Below are 15,261 nucleotides of genomic sequence, written 5' to 3'. Positions count from 1 at the left end.
CCCGCGGCGAGGACGGCTGGCGCGCGTTCTGGCGCGACCTGCCGCTCGTCGCGGTGCGCGACACGCTGCTCGCGCTCGAGTGGCTCGCGGCCGTGTTCGGCACGCACGTGGTGTGGCGCGGCGCGAGGATGACGGTCGTCGGCGGCGAACGCGCGACGGCGGCGGTGGAAGCAGTGGACGGCCGCTAGGGCCGTTCCGACCGAACCCGGCCCGAGGGCCGAGACGCGCTGCGCGGCGAGGCCGCGCGGCGCGACATGACAGAGAGGCGGGCGCCGGCAGGGCGGCCCGCGGTTTTTTGACTGAATCGTTGTGACGAATCGAACTATGCAGGCTACCGGAGCATTCATGAAAACGCTGTTCTTGCAGGCCCCTTCGTATGACGGCTTCGACGGCGGAGCCGGCTCGCGCTACCAGGCGAAGCGCGAAATCCGTTCCTTCTGGTATCCGACGTGGCTCGCGCAGCCGGCCGCGCTCGTGCCGGGCAGCCGCGTCGTCGACGCACCGGCCGATGGCCTGTCGGTCGAGGAAACGCTGAAGATCGCGAACGACTACGACCTCGTGATCATCCACACGAGCACGCCGTCGTTCCCGACCGACGCGATGTTCGCGCAGGACCTGAAGAAGATGAAGCCGTCGATGCTGGTCGGCATGGTCGGCGCGAAGGTGATGGTCGATCCGCACAACTCGCTCACGGCGAGCGACGCAATCGACTTCGTGTGCCGCGAGGAATTCGACTACACCTGCAAGGAAATCGCCGAAGGCAAGCCGTTCCCGGAGATCAAGGGCTTGAGCTGGCGCGCGAAGGACGGCTCGATCGAGCACAACGAAGCGCGTCCGATCCTCGAGAACATGGACGAACTGCCGTTCGTCGCGCCCGTCTACAAGCGCGACCTGAAGATCGACAACTACTTCATCGGCTACCTCAACTATCCGTACGTGTCGATCTACACGGGCCGCGGCTGCAAGTCGCGCTGCACCTTCTGCCTGTGGCCGCAGACGGTCAGCGGCCATCGCTACCGCACGCGCTCGGTCGAGAACGTGCTCGCGGAAGCGAAGTGGATCCGCGACAACATGCCGGAAGTGAAGGAGCTGATGTTCGACGACGACACCTTCACCGACGACCTGCCGCGCGCGGAAGCCATCGCCATCGGCCTGGGCAAGCTCGGCATCACGTGGTCGTGCAACGCGAAGGCGAACGTGCCGTACAAGACGCTGAAGGTCATGAAGGAAAACGGCCTGCGCCTGCTGCTGGTCGGCTTCGAATCCGGCGACGACCAGATCCTCGTGAACATCAAGAAGGGCGTGCGCACCGATTTCGCGCGCCGCTTCAGCGCGGACTGCAAGAAGCTCGGCATCAAGATCCACGGCACCTTCATCCTCGGCCTGCCGGGCGAGACGCAGGAGACCATCAAGAAGACGATCGAGTACGCGAAGGAAATCAATCCGCACACGATCCAGGTCTCGCTCGCCGCACCGTATCCGGGCACGACGCTCTACAAGCAGGCCGTGGAAAACGGCTGGATGGAAGAGAACAAGACCATCAACCTGGTGAGCAAAGAAGGCGTGCAGCTCGCGGCGATCGGCTATGCGCACCTGTCGCGCGACGAGATCTATCACCATCTCGAGCAGTTCTATCGCCAGTTCTACTTCCGCCCGTCGAAGATCTGGGAGATCGTCCGCGAGATGCTGACGAGCTGGGACATGATGAAGCGCCGCCTGCGCGAAGGTGTCGAGTTCTTCCGCTTCCTGCGCGCGCACGAGGCCTGATTCATGGCGACGCAGCCGGCGGCGCGGGCGCTGATCTTCACCGCGGACGACTTCGGGCTGCACCCGCGTGTCAACGCGGCGGTCGAGCGCGCGCATCGCGACGGCGTGCTGAATGCCGCCAGCCTGATGGTCGGCGCGCCCGCCGCGCACGATGCGATCGAGCGCGCGCGGCGGCTGCCGTCGCTCGCGGTCGGCCTGCATCTCGTCCTCGCGGACGGGCCGGCCACGCTGCCCGCGCGTGAGATTCCCGCGCTCGTCGGCCCCGACGGGCGGTTCGGCGATGCGATGGCGAAGGACGGCTGCCGCTTCTTCTTCCTGCCGCACGTGCGGGCGCAGTTGCGCCGCGAGATTCGCGCGCAGTTCGACGCGTTCGCGGCGAGCGGCCTGCCGCTCGACCACGTGAACGCGCACAAGCATTTCCACCTGCATCCGACCGTGCTGTCGCTGATCATCGAGATCGGCCGCGACTACGGGTTGCGCGCGGTGCGGCTGCCGTACGAGACGAGCGCGCCCGCGCTGCTCAAGCCGTGGATCGCGCTCGTGCGCGCGCGGCTCGACCGCGCGGGGCTCGCGCACAACGACTACGTGGTCGGGATCGAGCATACGGGCGCGATGGACGAGGCCGTGCTGCTCGATGCGCTCGCCAAGCTGCCGCCGGGCGTCGGCGAGATCTACTGCCATCCGGCCGAGGCCGGCGACGGCCCGATCACGCCGACGATGGCCGGCTACCGTCCAGCGGACGAACTCGACGCGCTGCTGTCGCCGCGCGTCGCGGCCGCGCTGAAGGCGGCGGGCGTCGCGACCGGCGGCTTTGCCGACGTGTTCGGCCAGCCCGCCGCACGGCGCGGCGCGCCGGCGTCGCGCGCACCGGGAGCGCAGCCGTCATGACCAAGTGGATCAAATGGCTCGGCTGGCCGCTCGGCATCGGCATCCTGCTCGCGCTGGGGCTGCACGAAGGCATCGGCGACGTATCGCAGATGCTCGCGCGCGCCGGTTACGCGTTGCTGTGGCTCGTGCCGTTCCATGCGCTGCCGCTGCTGCTCGACGCCTACGCGTGGCACCTGCTGCTCGACAAGCGCTCGTCGCTGCCGTTCCTGTGGTGGATCGCGACCGTGCGCGAGGCCGTGAACCGGCTGCTGCCGGTGGTCGGGATCGGCGGCGAGATCGTCGGCATCCGCCTCGCGCGCTGGCAGGTGCCCGACGCGAGCCGCGTGACGGCATCGGTGATCGTCGAGTTGCTCGTGACGATCGTCGTCCAGTATGCGTTCGCCGCGCTCGGTCTCGTGCTGCTGCTCGCGACGACGGACAGCATGGGCGGCGGCACGATCGGTCTCGCGTTGCTGCTCACGCTGCCGCTGCCGGTGCTCGGCGTCGTGCTGATGCGCCGCGGCGGCATCTTCCATGCGATCGAGCGTTTCGCGGGCCGCCTGCTCGGCGATTCGCACCGGCTGCTGCAGGGCGTCGACGGCAAGCGGCTCGACGCCGACATCGACGGGCTGATGTCGCGCACGGGCCTGCTGTTCAGCGCATTCTTCTGGCAGCTGGCCGGCTACGTGCTCGGCGCGCTCGAGATCTACTGGGCGCTCGCGCTGCTCGGCCATCCGGTGTCGATCGGCGGCGCGATTGCGATCGAGGCGATGGCGCAGGCCGTGCGCCATGCGGCGTTCATGGTGCCGGGCGGCCTCGGTGTACAGGAGGCGACCGTCGTGCTGCTCGCGCAGATGTTCGGCGTCGACCGCGAGACGGCGCTGTCGCTCGCGCTGGTCAAGCGCGGCCGCGAGGTGCTGTTCGGCTGCCTGGCGCTCGGTTCGTGGCAGCTGGCCGAACTCGTGCGCACGCGGCGCCGTATCGACGCGCCGCCGGCCGTGCCGCGGGCGCCGCACGCGACGAGCCGCACGACCCGGGCCGAGACCGAAACCGAAACGATGCATTGAACACGAGACGGGCCGCGCGCCCGTCTCGCGCTTTTGGCGCTGCGCGGGTATCCTTGCCGCGTGTTTTCTCGACGCGCATTTCTTCCGATGAATTTCCGTTTCCGGCTGCTTCCCGTGACGATGCTGGCCGCTGCGCTGGCGCTGACCGGCTGCGACGACAAGCAAGGCAATCTCGACGTGCAACGTATCAGGGATTTCTTCAACGCGATCAAGCCCGCGCCGCTGCTGCTGAAGGGGCTGAAGGTCGGCGAATCGACCGAGGCCGACGTGCGCGGCACGATGGGCAAGCCCGAGACCGAGCGCGACTTCACCGACGGCTCGAAGCGGCTCGAATACCCGCGCGGCCCGATGGGCAACCAGACGTGGTTCGTCGATCTCGATGCGAACGGCCGCTACACGGGCGCGACGCAGGTGCTGACCGCCGAGAATTTCGCGAAGGTGCGCCCCGGGATGAACGAGGACGAGGTGCGGCGCCTGCTCGGCAAGCCCGGCGACATCGCGCAGTATCCGCTCAAGCCCGAGATCGTCTGGAGCTGGCGCTGGCTCGAGGACGGCGTCAACACCGACGCATTCTTCAACGTCCATTTCGGCCCGGACGGGCTTGTCTATACGACTTCGCGCTCCGACATCCTGAAGGGGCGATAGGCGTAGCCGCAGCCTCCTTCGGCGCTATATCGAAAAAGCGACCGGAAAATTGCAAAAAGTCCGCTTCCCCGCCGGTTATCCGGTTGTCAGGAAGCGGCTTTTTTCCTTTTGAAACAGCGGCGTACGCCGTGGTTGCAAATGATGGGGCGGATTGTTGCGACGCAGCAATCACGCGCGAGGTGGTTTGAGGCAATCAATTTCGCTTGCGACTATCCGCGTCAGCCCGGCGCGGGACAGGCAGACGCGTCGGCATCCATTCCAACTCTGGAGACGCGCGTGTTCCTTTACGGCTTTGGTCCTGTCCTCTGGGCCGGCACCGTGCAGACCATCGAGCTGTCGGTGCTGTCGCTCGCCACTGCGGTGGCGCTGGGGCTGATCGGCGCGGTGGCGAAGCTGTCGCACAACCGGGTGCTGCGAGCGATCGCGACCGGCTATACGACGCTGATCCGCTCGGTGCCCGATCTCGTCCTGATGCTGCTGTTGTTCTACAGCATCCAGATCTGGCTGAACCAGTTCACCGACTTCGTCGGCTGGGACCAGATCGACATCGACCCGTTCGTGGCCGGCGTGCTGACGCTCGGCTTCATCTATGGCGCGTACTTCACCGAGACGTTCCGCGGCGCGTTCCTGTCGGTGCCGCGCGGCCAGCTCGAAGCCGGTGCGGCGTACGGGATGAGCGGCGCGCGCGTGTTCGCGCGGATCATGTTTCCGCAGATGATGCGCTTCGCGCTGCCGGGGATCGGCAACAACTGGCAGGTGCTCGTGAAGGCCACCGCGCTGGTGTCGATCATCGGCCTCGCGGACGTCGTGAAGGCCGCGCAGGACGCCGGCAAGAGCACGTTCAACATGTTCTTCTTCATCCTCGTCGCGGCGCTGATCTATCTCGCGATCACGACCGTTTCCAACCTCGTGCTGATCCAGCTCGAGAAGCGTTATTCCATGGGCGTGCGGCACGCAGATCTATGATCGAAATTCTCCAGGAATTCGGCCAGGCGTTCCTTTACTGGGACGGCCAGCGCCTCTCCGGCCTCGCGGTGACGCTGTGGCTGCTCGTCGCGTCGATTTCGCTCGGCTTCGTATGCGCGGTGCCGCTCGCGGTTGCACGCGTGTCGAAGAACAAGTGGGTGTCGACGCCGGTGCGGTTCTACACGTACGTGTTCCGCGGCACGCCGCTCTACGTGCAGTTGCTGCTGCTGTACACGGGCATGTACAGCCTCGAGTTCGTGCGTTCGCACTCGCTGCTCGACGCGTTCTTCCGCAGCGGCTTCAACTGCGCGATTCTCGCGTTCGCGCTGAACACTTGCGCGTACACCACGGAGATCTTCGCGGGTGCGATCCGCGCGATTCCGCACGGTGAAGTGGAGGCTGCGCGGGCGTACGGGATGTCGCCGTTCACGATGTACCGCCGCGTGATCCTGCCGTCGGCGCTGCGCCGCGCGCTGCCGCTGTACAGCAACGAGGTGATCCTGATGCTGCACGCGACGACCGTCGCGTTCACCGCGACCGTGCCGGACATCCTGAAGGTCGCGCGTGATGCGAATTCCGCGACCTACATGGCGTTCCAGTCGTTCGGGATCGCCGCGCTGATCTATCTTGCGGTATCGTTCGCACTCGTCGCGGCGTTTCGCCGCGCGGAGCGCCACTGGCTTGCGTATCTCGCGGCCGCCCGTCATTGAATCACTTCGAGGAGAGCCAGTTGGCCGAGATCACTCAAACGAGCGCTGCCGCTTCCACCAAGCTTGCCGCGGTCGACATTCACAAGCGCTACGGTGACAACGAAGTGCTCAAGGGCGTGTCGCTGAACGCGAAGGCCGGCGACGTCATCAGCATCATCGGCGCGAGCGGCTCGGGCAAGAGCACGTTCCTGCGCTGCATCAATTTTCTCGAGCGGCCGAATGCGGGGCAGATCGTCGTCGACGGCGAGGCCGTGCGCACGAAGACCGACCGCGCCGGCGCGCTCGAAGTCGCCGATCACAAGCAGCTGCAGCGCATCCGCACGAAGCTCGCGATGGTGTTCCAGCACTTCAACCTCTGGGCGCACATGAACGTGCTCGAGAACGTGATGGAAGCGCCGGTGCACGTGCTCGGCATTTCGAAGAAGGAAGCCGAGGAGCGGGCGCGCGAGTACCTGGAGAAGGTCGGCTTGCCGCCGCGCGTCGAGAAGCAGTATCCGTCGCATCTTTCGGGCGGCCAGCAGCAGCGCGTGGCGATTGCACGGGCGCTCGCGATGCATCCGGACGTGATGCTGTTCGACGAGCCGACGTCGGCGCTCGACCCTGAATTGGTGGGCGAAGTGCTGAAGGTGATGCAGAAGCTCGCCGAGGAAGGCCGCACGATGATCGTCGTCACGCACGAGATGGGTTTCGCGCGCAACGTGTCGAACCACGTGATGTTCCTGCATCAGGGGCGGACCGAGGAAGAGGGCGATCCGAAGGAGGTGCTGGTCCGCCCGCAGAGCGAGCGGCTGAAGCAGTTCCTGTCGGGCAGTCTCAAGTAACGCGACAGGGCAGGTTTCGACCGTGGTACCGGTGTCTCGTCCCGCAGGCGCCACCCGCACGACGCAGGTGGCGATCGTTGCATTGCCGCCCGTGTCGATGTCGGGCGTGGGTCCGATCGTCGATGCGCTGAATCTCGCGAACGAGATCGACGGGCGGCTGCTGTATCGCTGGCAGGTGTGTTCGTGGGACGGGCGGCCGGTGCCGCTCGCCGGCGGCGCGCAGTGGCATGCCGATGCGGCGTTCAACGATGCGATCGCGTGTGACTGGGTCATCGTCGTGTCGGAGCGGTTTCAGCAGTTTGCCGACTATCGGTTGTTTCTCGCGAGTCTCGCGAGGGTGGGGCAGCGGACGCCTGTCGTGACCGGTATTCATCATGGCGTGTGGTGGCTGGCCATGGCCGGGCAGCTTTCCGGGTATCGCGTGAGCGTGAACTGGGAGACGTATCAGCAGTTCGCCGAACAGTTCGAGCGGTCGATCGTCACGCAGCAGATCTTCGAGATCGATCGCGATCGGGCTACCTGTGCGGGTGGGCAAGCCACCGTTGACTTCATGCTGGCCATGATTGGCCGGGAACATGGGCCGGATCTCGCGGAGAGGATCGCCGATGCGCTCGGCGCCGGGACTTTGCGCAGTGGCGAGGAGCGGCAGCGGATTCCTTTTGTGACTGCGCCAGGCGAGCGGCATCCTCGGTTGAATGATGCTTTGCTGTTGATGGAAGCCAATGTCGAGGATCCTTTGACCACCGATGAGATCGCCGAGCTCGTTGGCGTGTCACGCCGGCAACTGGAACGGCTCTTTCGGCAGTATCTCGGGGCGATGCCCTCCAAGTATTACCTCAATCTTCGGTTGCTCAAGGCTCGGACTCAGTTGCAGCGGACTAGCAAGTCGGTTGTGCAGGTTTCTCTCGCCTGTGGGTTCTCTTCTGCTGCGCACTTTTCTAACGCGTATCGCGAAAGGTTCGGGGTCACGCCTCGGGAGGATCGGAGAGCCTGGCTCGAGAAGCAAACCGGGGGCGGCGGCGAGCCTCGGGGGGGCGCGCTTGTCGAGCGCGGGGGGAAGGATTGAGTTTTGAGGTGGTTCGCTTGCGTTTGGCGTGAAGCACCTGTGATCTTGTCGGTCTATTAGCGTCGCCCCTGCGCGGGGCGGCGGTTACTTTTCTTTGTCTTGCCAAAGAAAAGTAACCAAAAGAAAGGCGCTGTGAGAACGCAAGACTTCCCGGTGCCATGGCACTCGGAGTGGACCGCGCCTAAGTGTCCGCGCCAGTCCAGAACGCGGAGTGGTTCGAGCAATGGTTCTGACACCTCCCCCTACCCGACAGAGCGGTATACCGCCCGCTAGCTCCATCCTCGCTACGCTCGGCTGCAAGGTACTTCACGTCGCGTTGCATGCGCTCACTTGCTTCTGCCGGCGCTGTATCAGCAAAGCACGCAACCCTCTTTTCTCACACCATTCGTACCCGATCGGACTGCTTGCCATCGGTGAGTGTTGGATAACGGCGTGAGCACGTAGATGCGTGCTGCGTCCCTTTTTCGTGGCGAATGAGGGCATGCCTTGATTCGCTGAATCCGCGGTGCTCGCGTGTGATTGCCGGAGCTGACCGGCCTCAGATGTTACTGGAGAGGGTGTCCCTGTCGGCCGAGCAAAGCGAGGGCGGAGCTGGCGGGCGGTATACCGCTCTGTAGGGTAGTGGAGGGTGTCAGAACCATTGCTCGAACCACTCCGTGTTCGTGACTGGCGCGGACACTTAGGCGCGGTCCACTCCGAGCACTACGGCACCGGGAAGTCATGCGTTCTCACAGCGCCTTTCTTTTGGTTACTTTTCTTTGGCAAGACAAAGAAAAGTAACCGCCGCCCCGCGCAGGGGCGACGCTAATAGACCGCTAAGACAACAGGTGCTTCACGCCAAACGCAAGCGAACCACCCAAAAAAGGCCTCAAAATACGGCCAACCGAAACCGAAACCGAAGCCCCCCGCCCGAAAGGGCAAAACCAAACCGCACTATCCGCTTCCGATAGAACCCGTCGCAATTCCGCAAGACGCTTGCGTCACCCTTACCTAAACTTGATCCTGTTGAACCCTCTTACGAAACCGAAAGGAACGACCATGACGACCTCGACCGTGACCCGCCAGACATTCGACGAAGTGATGGTGCCGGTATTTTCCCCCGCGCCGTTCGTGCCGGACCGTGCAGAGGGCTCCCGCGTGTGGGACACGGCCGGCCGCGAGTACATCGACTTCGCGTGCGGTATCGCGGTGACGTCGCTGGGCCACGGCCACCCGGAACTGCTGAAGGTGCTGGACGAACAAGGCCGCAAGCTCTGGCACATCGGCAACGGCTACACGAACGAGCCGGTGCTGCGCCTCGCGAAGCGTCTCGAATCGCTGACTTTCGCCGACCGCGCGTTCTTCGCGAACTCCGGCGCGGAAGCGAACGAAGCCGCCCTGAAACTCGCGCGCCGCGTCGCATTCGATCGCCACGGCGCCGATAAAGCCGAAATCATCTCGTTCGTGCAGTCGTTCCACGGCCGCACGTTCTTCACGGTCAGCGTCGGCGGCCAGCCGAAGTACTCGGAAGGCTTCGGCCCCGTGCCGGCCGGCATCAAGCACCTGCCGTACAACGACATCGAAGCCGCGAAGGCCGCGATCGGCCCGCAAACCTGCGCCGTGATCGTCGAGCCCGTGCAAGGCGAAGGCGGCGTGATCCCGGCCGATCCGGCGTTCCTGAAGGCGCTGCGCGAAGCGTGCGACGCGCACGGCGCGCTGCTGATTTTCGACGAAGTGCAAACGGGCGTCGGCCGCACGGGCCAGTTCTACGCTTACATGGATACCGGCGTCACGCCGGACATCCTGACGACCGCCAAGGCGCTCGGCAACGGCTTCCCGATCGGCGCGATGCTGACGACGAACGAACTCGCTGCGCACTTCAAGGTCGGCGTGCACGGCACGACGTACGGCGGCAACCCGCTCGCATCGGCGATCGCCGACAAGGTCGTCGAACTGATCGGCGACCCGGCGCTGCTCGAAGGCGTGCGCGAACGCAGCGTGCGCCTGAAAGGCGCGCTCGAGCGCATCAACGCGCGCTTCGGCATCTTCAAGGACGTGCGCGGCAAGGGCCTGCTCGTCGGCGCGGAACTCACCGCGGCATTCGACGGCCGCGCGAAGGACTTCGTCACCGCCGCCGCGGAAAACGGCCTGATCATGCTGATCGCCGGCCCGAACGTGCTGCGCTTCGTGCCGTCGCTGGTGATCCCGTTCGACCTGCTCGACGAAGGCATGAAGCGCTTCGAGAAGGCAGTCGAGCAAGTGCTCGCCGCCCAGGAAGCCACCGCGCGCTGATCGGCGCACCCATCGCAGACAGGAACGACGATGCTATTTGTTCGCCCCGGCAAACTCACGGATCTCGATGCGCTCGCGCACATGGCGCGCACCGCGCAGCCGGTCCTGCACTCGCTGCCGCACGACCGCGCGGCGCTCGAAGCACGCGTGGCGCTCTCCGAGGATTCGTTTCGCGCGGACGTCGACTTCGCCGGCGAGGAGTTCTACCTCTTCGTGCTCGAGGATTCGTCGACCGGCAAGCTGCTCGGCACGGCGAGCATCGTGGCCGCGGCCGGCTACTCGGAACCGTTCTACGCGTTCCGCAACGACGCCTTGATCCACGCGTCGCGCGAGCTGCACGTGAACCGCAAGATCCACGCGCTCACGATGTCGCACGAGCTGACCGGCAAGAGCCGGCTGGCGGGCTTCTACGTCGATCCGTCGCTGCGCGGCGACGCGGCCGCGCACCTGATCTCGCGTGCGCGGATGATGTACATCGCCGCGAACCGCCGCCGCTTCACGCCGGAAGTGTTCACGCTGCTGCTCGGCGTGAGCGACGGCAACGGCGCATCGCCGTTCTGGGAAGCGGTGGGACGCAAGTTCTTCGGCCGCGACTTCACCGACGTCGACATCGCGTCGGGCGGCCGCAGCCGTACCTTCATCGCGGAAGTGATGCCGGCGTATCCGCTCTACGTGCCGCTGCTGCCGGAAGCCGCGCAGCGCGTGCTCGGCGAGCCGAACGAATCGGCGCTGCTCGCCTATGACATCCATCTCGAGGAAGGCTTCGAGCCCGACCGCTTCGTCGACATCTTCGACGCGGGCCCGGTGCTGACCGCGCAGGTCGACCGCACCGCGTGCGTGAAGCACGGCGCCGAGCGCACCGTGCGCGAGGCCGCGCACCAGCAGGGCGATGTCGCCTACATGGTGTCGACGGGCAGCGGCGAATCGTTCCGCTGCGTGCTGGCCGATCTGCCGGGCGAGACGGATGACGCGCCGCTGGCCGGCGACGTGCGCGCGGCGCTCGATGTGAAGGATGGCGATGTCGTGCGCTGCGTGCCGCTGCATCGCCGCGACGATGAAGATTTGAAGGGAGACGCAGCATGATCGTCGTTCGGGTCGTACAAACGGGCGACGTCGACGCGCTCGTGTCGCTCGCGAAGGAAACCGGGCCGGGCCTGACCACGTTCAAGCCCGATCGCGACGCGCTCGCCGCGCGCATCGAGCGCACGCGCCGCACGCTCGCGGGCGAGGCGACGGCCGGCGAGGCCGGCTACTTCTTCGTGATGGAAGAATCGAAGACGGGCGACATCGCGGGCGTGTGCGGGATCGAGACGCAGGTCGGCCTCGAACAGCCGTTCTACAACTATCGCGTGAGCACGGTCGTGCACGCGAGCCAGGAGCTCGGCGTGTGGACGCGGATGTCCGCGCTGAACATCTCGCACGACCTGACCGGTTACGCGGAAGTGTGCTCGCTGTTCCTGAGCCCGCGCTATCGCACGGGCGGCGTGGGCGGGCTGCTGTCGCGCTCGCGCTTCATGTTCATCGCGCAATTCCGCGAGCGCTTTCCGGAACGCATCTGCGCGGAACTGCGCGGCCACTTCGACGAAGACGGCACGTCGCCGTTCTGGCGCGCGGTCGGTTCGCACTTCTACCAGATCGATTTCAACGCGGCCGACTATCTCAGCTCGCACGGCCGAAAGTCGTTCCTCGCGGAACTGATGCCGCGCTATCCGGTGTACGTCGACCTGCTGCCGCAGGACGCGCAGGACGCGGTCGGCCTCACGCACCGCGATACGCTGCCGGCCCGCAAGATGCTCGAGGCGGAAGGGCTGCGTTACCAGAATCACGTCGACATCTTCGACGCGGGCCCCGTGCTCGAATGCCACGTCAACGACCTGCGCACGGTGCGCGAGAGCGTCGTCGTGCCGGTCGCGATCGGCGTGCCGGATGCGCGCGACGATGCACCGAAGTCGCTCGTGTCGAACACGTCGCTCACCGACTTCCGCGTCGGCGTCGCGCCGGGCGTGGTCGCGAACGGCGCGTTCGTGCTGTCGGCCGACGACGCCGTCGCGCTCGACGTGAAGGCCGGCGATCCGGTGCGCGTGCTGCCGCTCAAAGTCAAACAGGGATAAACGAATCATGACGGAACTCTTCATCGACGGCGCCTGGGTCGCAGGCTCGGGCCCCGTGTTCGCTTCGCGCAACCCCGGCACCGACGAGATCGCATGGCAGGGTGAAAGCGCGTCGGCGGCCGACGTCGATCGCGCGGTCGCCAGCGCGCGCCGCGCATTCGCCGGCTGGTCGGCGCTCGACTTCGAATCGCGCTGCGCGATCGTCAAGCGTTTCGCCGCGTTGCTCAACGAACGCAAGGAAGCGATCGCGACCGCGATCGGCCGCGAGACGGGCAAGCCGCTGTGGGAAGCGCGCACGGAAGTCGCGTCGATGGCCGCGAAGGTCGGCATCTCGATCCAGGCCTACCAGGAACGCACCGGCGAGAAGCGCCAGGACATGGCTGACGGCGTCGCGGTGCTGCGTCACCGTCCGCACGGTGTCGTCGCAGTATTCGGCCCGTACAACTTCCCCGGCCACTTGCCGAACGGCCATATCGTGCCCGCGCTGATCGCCGGCAATGCGGTCGTGTTCAAGCCGTCGGAGCTCGCACCGGGCGTCGCGCGCGCGACGGTCGAAGTGTGGAAGGACGCCGGGCTGCCGGACGGCGTGCTGAACCTCGTGCAGGGCGAGAAGGACACGGGCATCGCGCTCGCGAACCATCGGCAGATCGACGGGCTGTTCTTCACCGGCAGCTCGGATACCGGCACGCTGCTGCACAAGCAGTTCGGCGGCCGTCCGGAAATCGTGCTCGCGCTCGAGATGGGCGGTAACAACCCGCTGGTGATCGGCGAAGTCGAGGACATCGACGCGGCGGTCCATCACACGATCCAGTCGGCGTTCCTGTCGGCCGGCCAGCGCTGCACGTGCGCGCGCCGCATCTTCGTGCCGCAGGGCGCGTTCGGCGACCGCTTCCTCGCGCGCTTCGCCGACGTCACGTCGAAGATCACGGCCGACGTGTTCGACGCCGATCCGCAGCCGTTCATGGGCGCGGTGATCTCGGCGCGTGCCGCGGCGAAACTCGTCGACGCGCAGTCGCGCCTGATCGAGCAGGGCGCGAAGCCGGTCATCGCGATGACGCAGCGCGATCCGCGCCTCGGCTTCGTGAACGCGGCGATCGTCGACGTGACGGGCGTCGCGAACCTGCCGGACGAAGAGCACTTCGGCCCGCTCGCGCAGATCGTCCGCTACGCGACGTTCGACGAAGCGATCGAGCGCGCGAACGACACGGCGTTCGGCCTGTCCGCCGGCCTGCTGGCCGACGACGCGAACGCATGGGAACACTTTCGCCGCACGATTCGCGCCGGGATCGTCAACTGGAACCGGCCGACCAACGGCGCGTCGTCCGCCGCGCCGTTCGGCGGCACCGGCCGCTCGGGCAACCATCGCCCGAGCGCGTACTACGCGGCCGACTATTGCGCGTATCCGATGGCGTCGGTGGAAAGCACGCAACTGACCTTGCCCGCGAGCCTGTCGCCGGGCCTGCATTTCTGATCGAGGGAACGACGATGAACGCACAAGAAGCCAATTTCGACGGGCTCGTCGGCCCGACCCACAACTACGCCGGGCTGTCGTTCGGCAACGTGGCGTCGCTCAACAACGAAAAGTCGGCCGCGAACCCGAAGGCCGCCGCGAAGCAGGGGCTGCGCAAGATGAAGCAGCTCGCGGATCTCGGCTTCGCGCAAGGCGTGCTGCCGCCGCAGGAGCGGCCGTCGCTGCGCCTGCTGCGCGAGCTCGGCTTCTCCGGCAAGGACGCGGACGTGATCGCGAAGGCCGCGAAGCAGGCGCCCGAACTGCTCGCCGCGGCGAGCTCGGCATCGGCGATGTGGACCGCGAACGCGGCCACCGTCAGCCCGTCGGCCGACACGAGCGACGGCCGCGTGCACTTCACGCCGGCGAACCTGTGCAGCAAGCTGCATCGCGCGATCGAGCACGAAGCGACGCGCCGCACGCTGTCGACGCTGTTCGCCGATCCCGCGCATTTCGCGGTGCACGAAGCGCTGACCGGCACGCCGGCACTCGGCGACGAAGGCGCGGCGAACCACACGCGCTTCTGTGCCGAATACGGCAAGCCGGGCATTGAGTTCTTCGTGTACGGCCGTGCGGAATACCGCCGCGGCCCCGAGCCGAAGCGCTTTCCGGCGCGCCAGACCTTCGAGGCGAGCCGCGCGGTCGCGCATCGCCACGGGCTCGCCGAAGAAGCGACGGTCTATGCGCAGCAGGATCCGGACGTGATCGACGCGGGCGTGTTCCACAACGACGTGATCTCGGTCGGCAACCGCGACACGCTGTTCACGCACGAGCGCGCGTTCGTCAACAAGCAGGCGATCTACGACACGCTGACCGCCGCGCTCGACGCACGCGGTGCGCGCCTGAACGTGATCGAGGTGCCCGAGGCCGCCGTGAGCGTGAACGACGCGGTGACGTCGTACCTGTTCAACAGCCAGCTGCTGTCGCGCGCGGACGGCTCGCAGGTGCTCGTCGTGCCGCAGGAATGCCGCGAGAACGGCAACGTCGCGGCCTATCTCGACGAACTCGCGGCCGGCAACGGCCCGATCCACGACGTGCTCGTGTTCGACCTGCGCGAAAGCATGAAGAACGGCGGCGGCCCTGCGTGCCTGCGCCTGCGCGTCGTGCTGAACGAAGCGGAGCGCGCGGCCGTCACGTCGAACGTGTGGATCAACGACACGCTGTTCGCGTCGCTCGACACGTGGATCGACCGGCACTATCGCGACCGCCTCGCACCGGAAGACCTCGCCGATCCGGCGCTGCTCGACGAATCGCGCACCGCGCTCGACGAGCTCACGCAGATCCTGCGCGTCGGTTCGCTGTATGACTTCCAGCGCTGATTCCCGCATGGCCAACGCGTTGCTCGACGACTTCCTCGCGTTCACGCTGGGCGGCCGCGCACCGTCCGCGACGGACGGCACCTGCGCCGCCGGCGCCGTGCGCTGGCAATGGCGCGGCGACGGGCTGCTCGCGCTCGAACCGGA

Annotated in this window: 13 protein-coding genes and 2 pseudogenes; all 15 read left to right on the top strand. The window is 66.5% G+C overall.

What is annotated here, in order from left to right:
• A pseudogene (locus G3N98_RS33560) lies at nt 1–188 on the top strand (ceramide glucosyltransferase); the annotation flags it as partial.
• 136 nt (nt 189–324) lie between these two features.
• Nucleotides 325–1,767: a hopanoid biosynthesis associated radical SAM protein HpnJ gene (gene hpnJ / locus G3N98_RS33555; protein WP_306426918.1), complete on the top strand. Its 1,443-nt coding sequence runs from the start codon at nt 325–327 to the stop codon at nt 1,765–1,767.
• Between the two features lie 3 nt (nt 1,768–1,770).
• On the top strand, nt 1,771–2,655 hold the full coding sequence (hpnK, locus tag G3N98_RS33550) for a hopanoid biosynthesis-associated protein HpnK (RefSeq protein WP_089472430.1): 885 nt from the start codon (nt 1,771–1,773) through the stop codon (nt 2,653–2,655).
• Nucleotides 2,652–3,701, top strand: a complete 1,050-nt coding sequence (locus tag G3N98_RS33545) for a lysylphosphatidylglycerol synthase domain-containing protein (protein ID WP_206150571.1) — start codon at nt 2,652–2,654, stop codon at nt 3,699–3,701. Before hpnK ends, G3N98_RS33545 begins: the two co-directional genes overlap by 4 nt.
• Nucleotides 3,702–3,788: 87 nt before the next feature.
• Nucleotides 3,789–4,346, top strand: coding sequence for a hypothetical protein (locus G3N98_RS33540; RefSeq protein ID WP_011351454.1), 558 nt, complete (start codon nt 3,789–3,791; stop codon nt 4,344–4,346).
• Nucleotides 4,347–4,622: 276 nt separating this feature from the next.
• A complete protein-coding gene (gene hisQ, locus G3N98_RS33535; RefSeq protein WP_011351455.1) occupies nt 4,623–5,312 on the top strand; it encodes a histidine ABC transporter permease HisQ in 690 nt (229 codons plus the stop codon).
• Nucleotides 5,309–6,022, top strand: coding sequence for an ABC transporter permease (locus G3N98_RS33530; RefSeq protein ID WP_011351456.1), 714 nt, complete (start codon nt 5,309–5,311; stop codon nt 6,020–6,022). Before hisQ ends, G3N98_RS33530 begins: the two co-directional genes overlap by 4 nt.
• A 20-nt stretch (nt 6,023–6,042) precedes the next feature.
• Nucleotides 6,043–6,843 (top strand): ABC transporter ATP-binding protein, encoded by an 801-nt coding sequence (locus tag G3N98_RS33525; protein ID WP_039348269.1) that lies wholly within the window; start codon nt 6,043–6,045, stop codon nt 6,841–6,843.
• A gap of 22 nt (nt 6,844–6,865) precedes the next feature.
• The gene (locus tag G3N98_RS33520; RefSeq protein ID WP_089494408.1) at nt 6,866–7,909 is read left to right on the top strand and encodes a GlxA family transcriptional regulator; all 1,044 of its coding nucleotides are present in this window, start codon (nt 6,866–6,868) and stop codon (nt 7,907–7,909) included.
• Between the two features lie 1,038 nt (nt 7,910–8,947).
• Nucleotides 8,948–10,180 carry an aspartate aminotransferase family protein gene (locus G3N98_RS33515; protein ID WP_089472432.1) on the top strand — a complete coding sequence of 411 codons (1,233 nt, stop codon included), beginning with the start codon at nt 8,948–8,950 and terminating at the stop codon, nt 10,178–10,180.
• A 30-nt stretch (nt 10,181–10,210) separates the two neighbouring features.
• A complete protein-coding gene (aruF, locus tag G3N98_RS33510; protein WP_206150570.1) occupies nt 10,211–11,263 on the top strand; it encodes an arginine/ornithine succinyltransferase subunit alpha in 1,053 nt (350 codons plus the stop codon).
• Complete coding sequence (gene astA, locus G3N98_RS33505; protein WP_206150569.1) at nt 11,260–12,291, top strand: arginine N-succinyltransferase; 1,032 nt, start codon at nt 11,260–11,262, stop codon at nt 12,289–12,291. Before aruF ends, astA begins: the two co-directional genes overlap by 4 nt.
• A 7-nt stretch (nt 12,292–12,298) precedes the next feature.
• Nucleotides 12,299–13,762: a succinylglutamate-semialdehyde dehydrogenase gene (astD, locus tag G3N98_RS33500; RefSeq protein WP_206150568.1), complete on the top strand. Its 1,464-nt coding sequence runs from the start codon at nt 12,299–12,301 to the stop codon at nt 13,760–13,762.
• Between the two features lie 14 nt (nt 13,763–13,776).
• Nucleotides 13,777–15,117: an N-succinylarginine dihydrolase gene (astB, locus tag G3N98_RS33495; protein WP_047850485.1), complete on the top strand. Its 1,341-nt coding sequence runs from the start codon at nt 13,777–13,779 to the stop codon at nt 15,115–15,117.
• Nucleotides 15,101–15,261, top strand: a pseudogene (locus tag G3N98_RS40015) (succinylglutamate desuccinylase); the annotation flags it as partial. The gene astB and the pseudogene G3N98_RS40015, both read left to right, overlap by 17 nt.

The organism is Burkholderia sp. Tr-20390, from assembly GCF_017104595.1.
Classification (GTDB): domain Bacteria; phylum Pseudomonadota; class Gammaproteobacteria; order Burkholderiales; family Burkholderiaceae; genus Burkholderia.
This window is presented reverse-complemented; position numbering and strand designations above follow the sequence as displayed.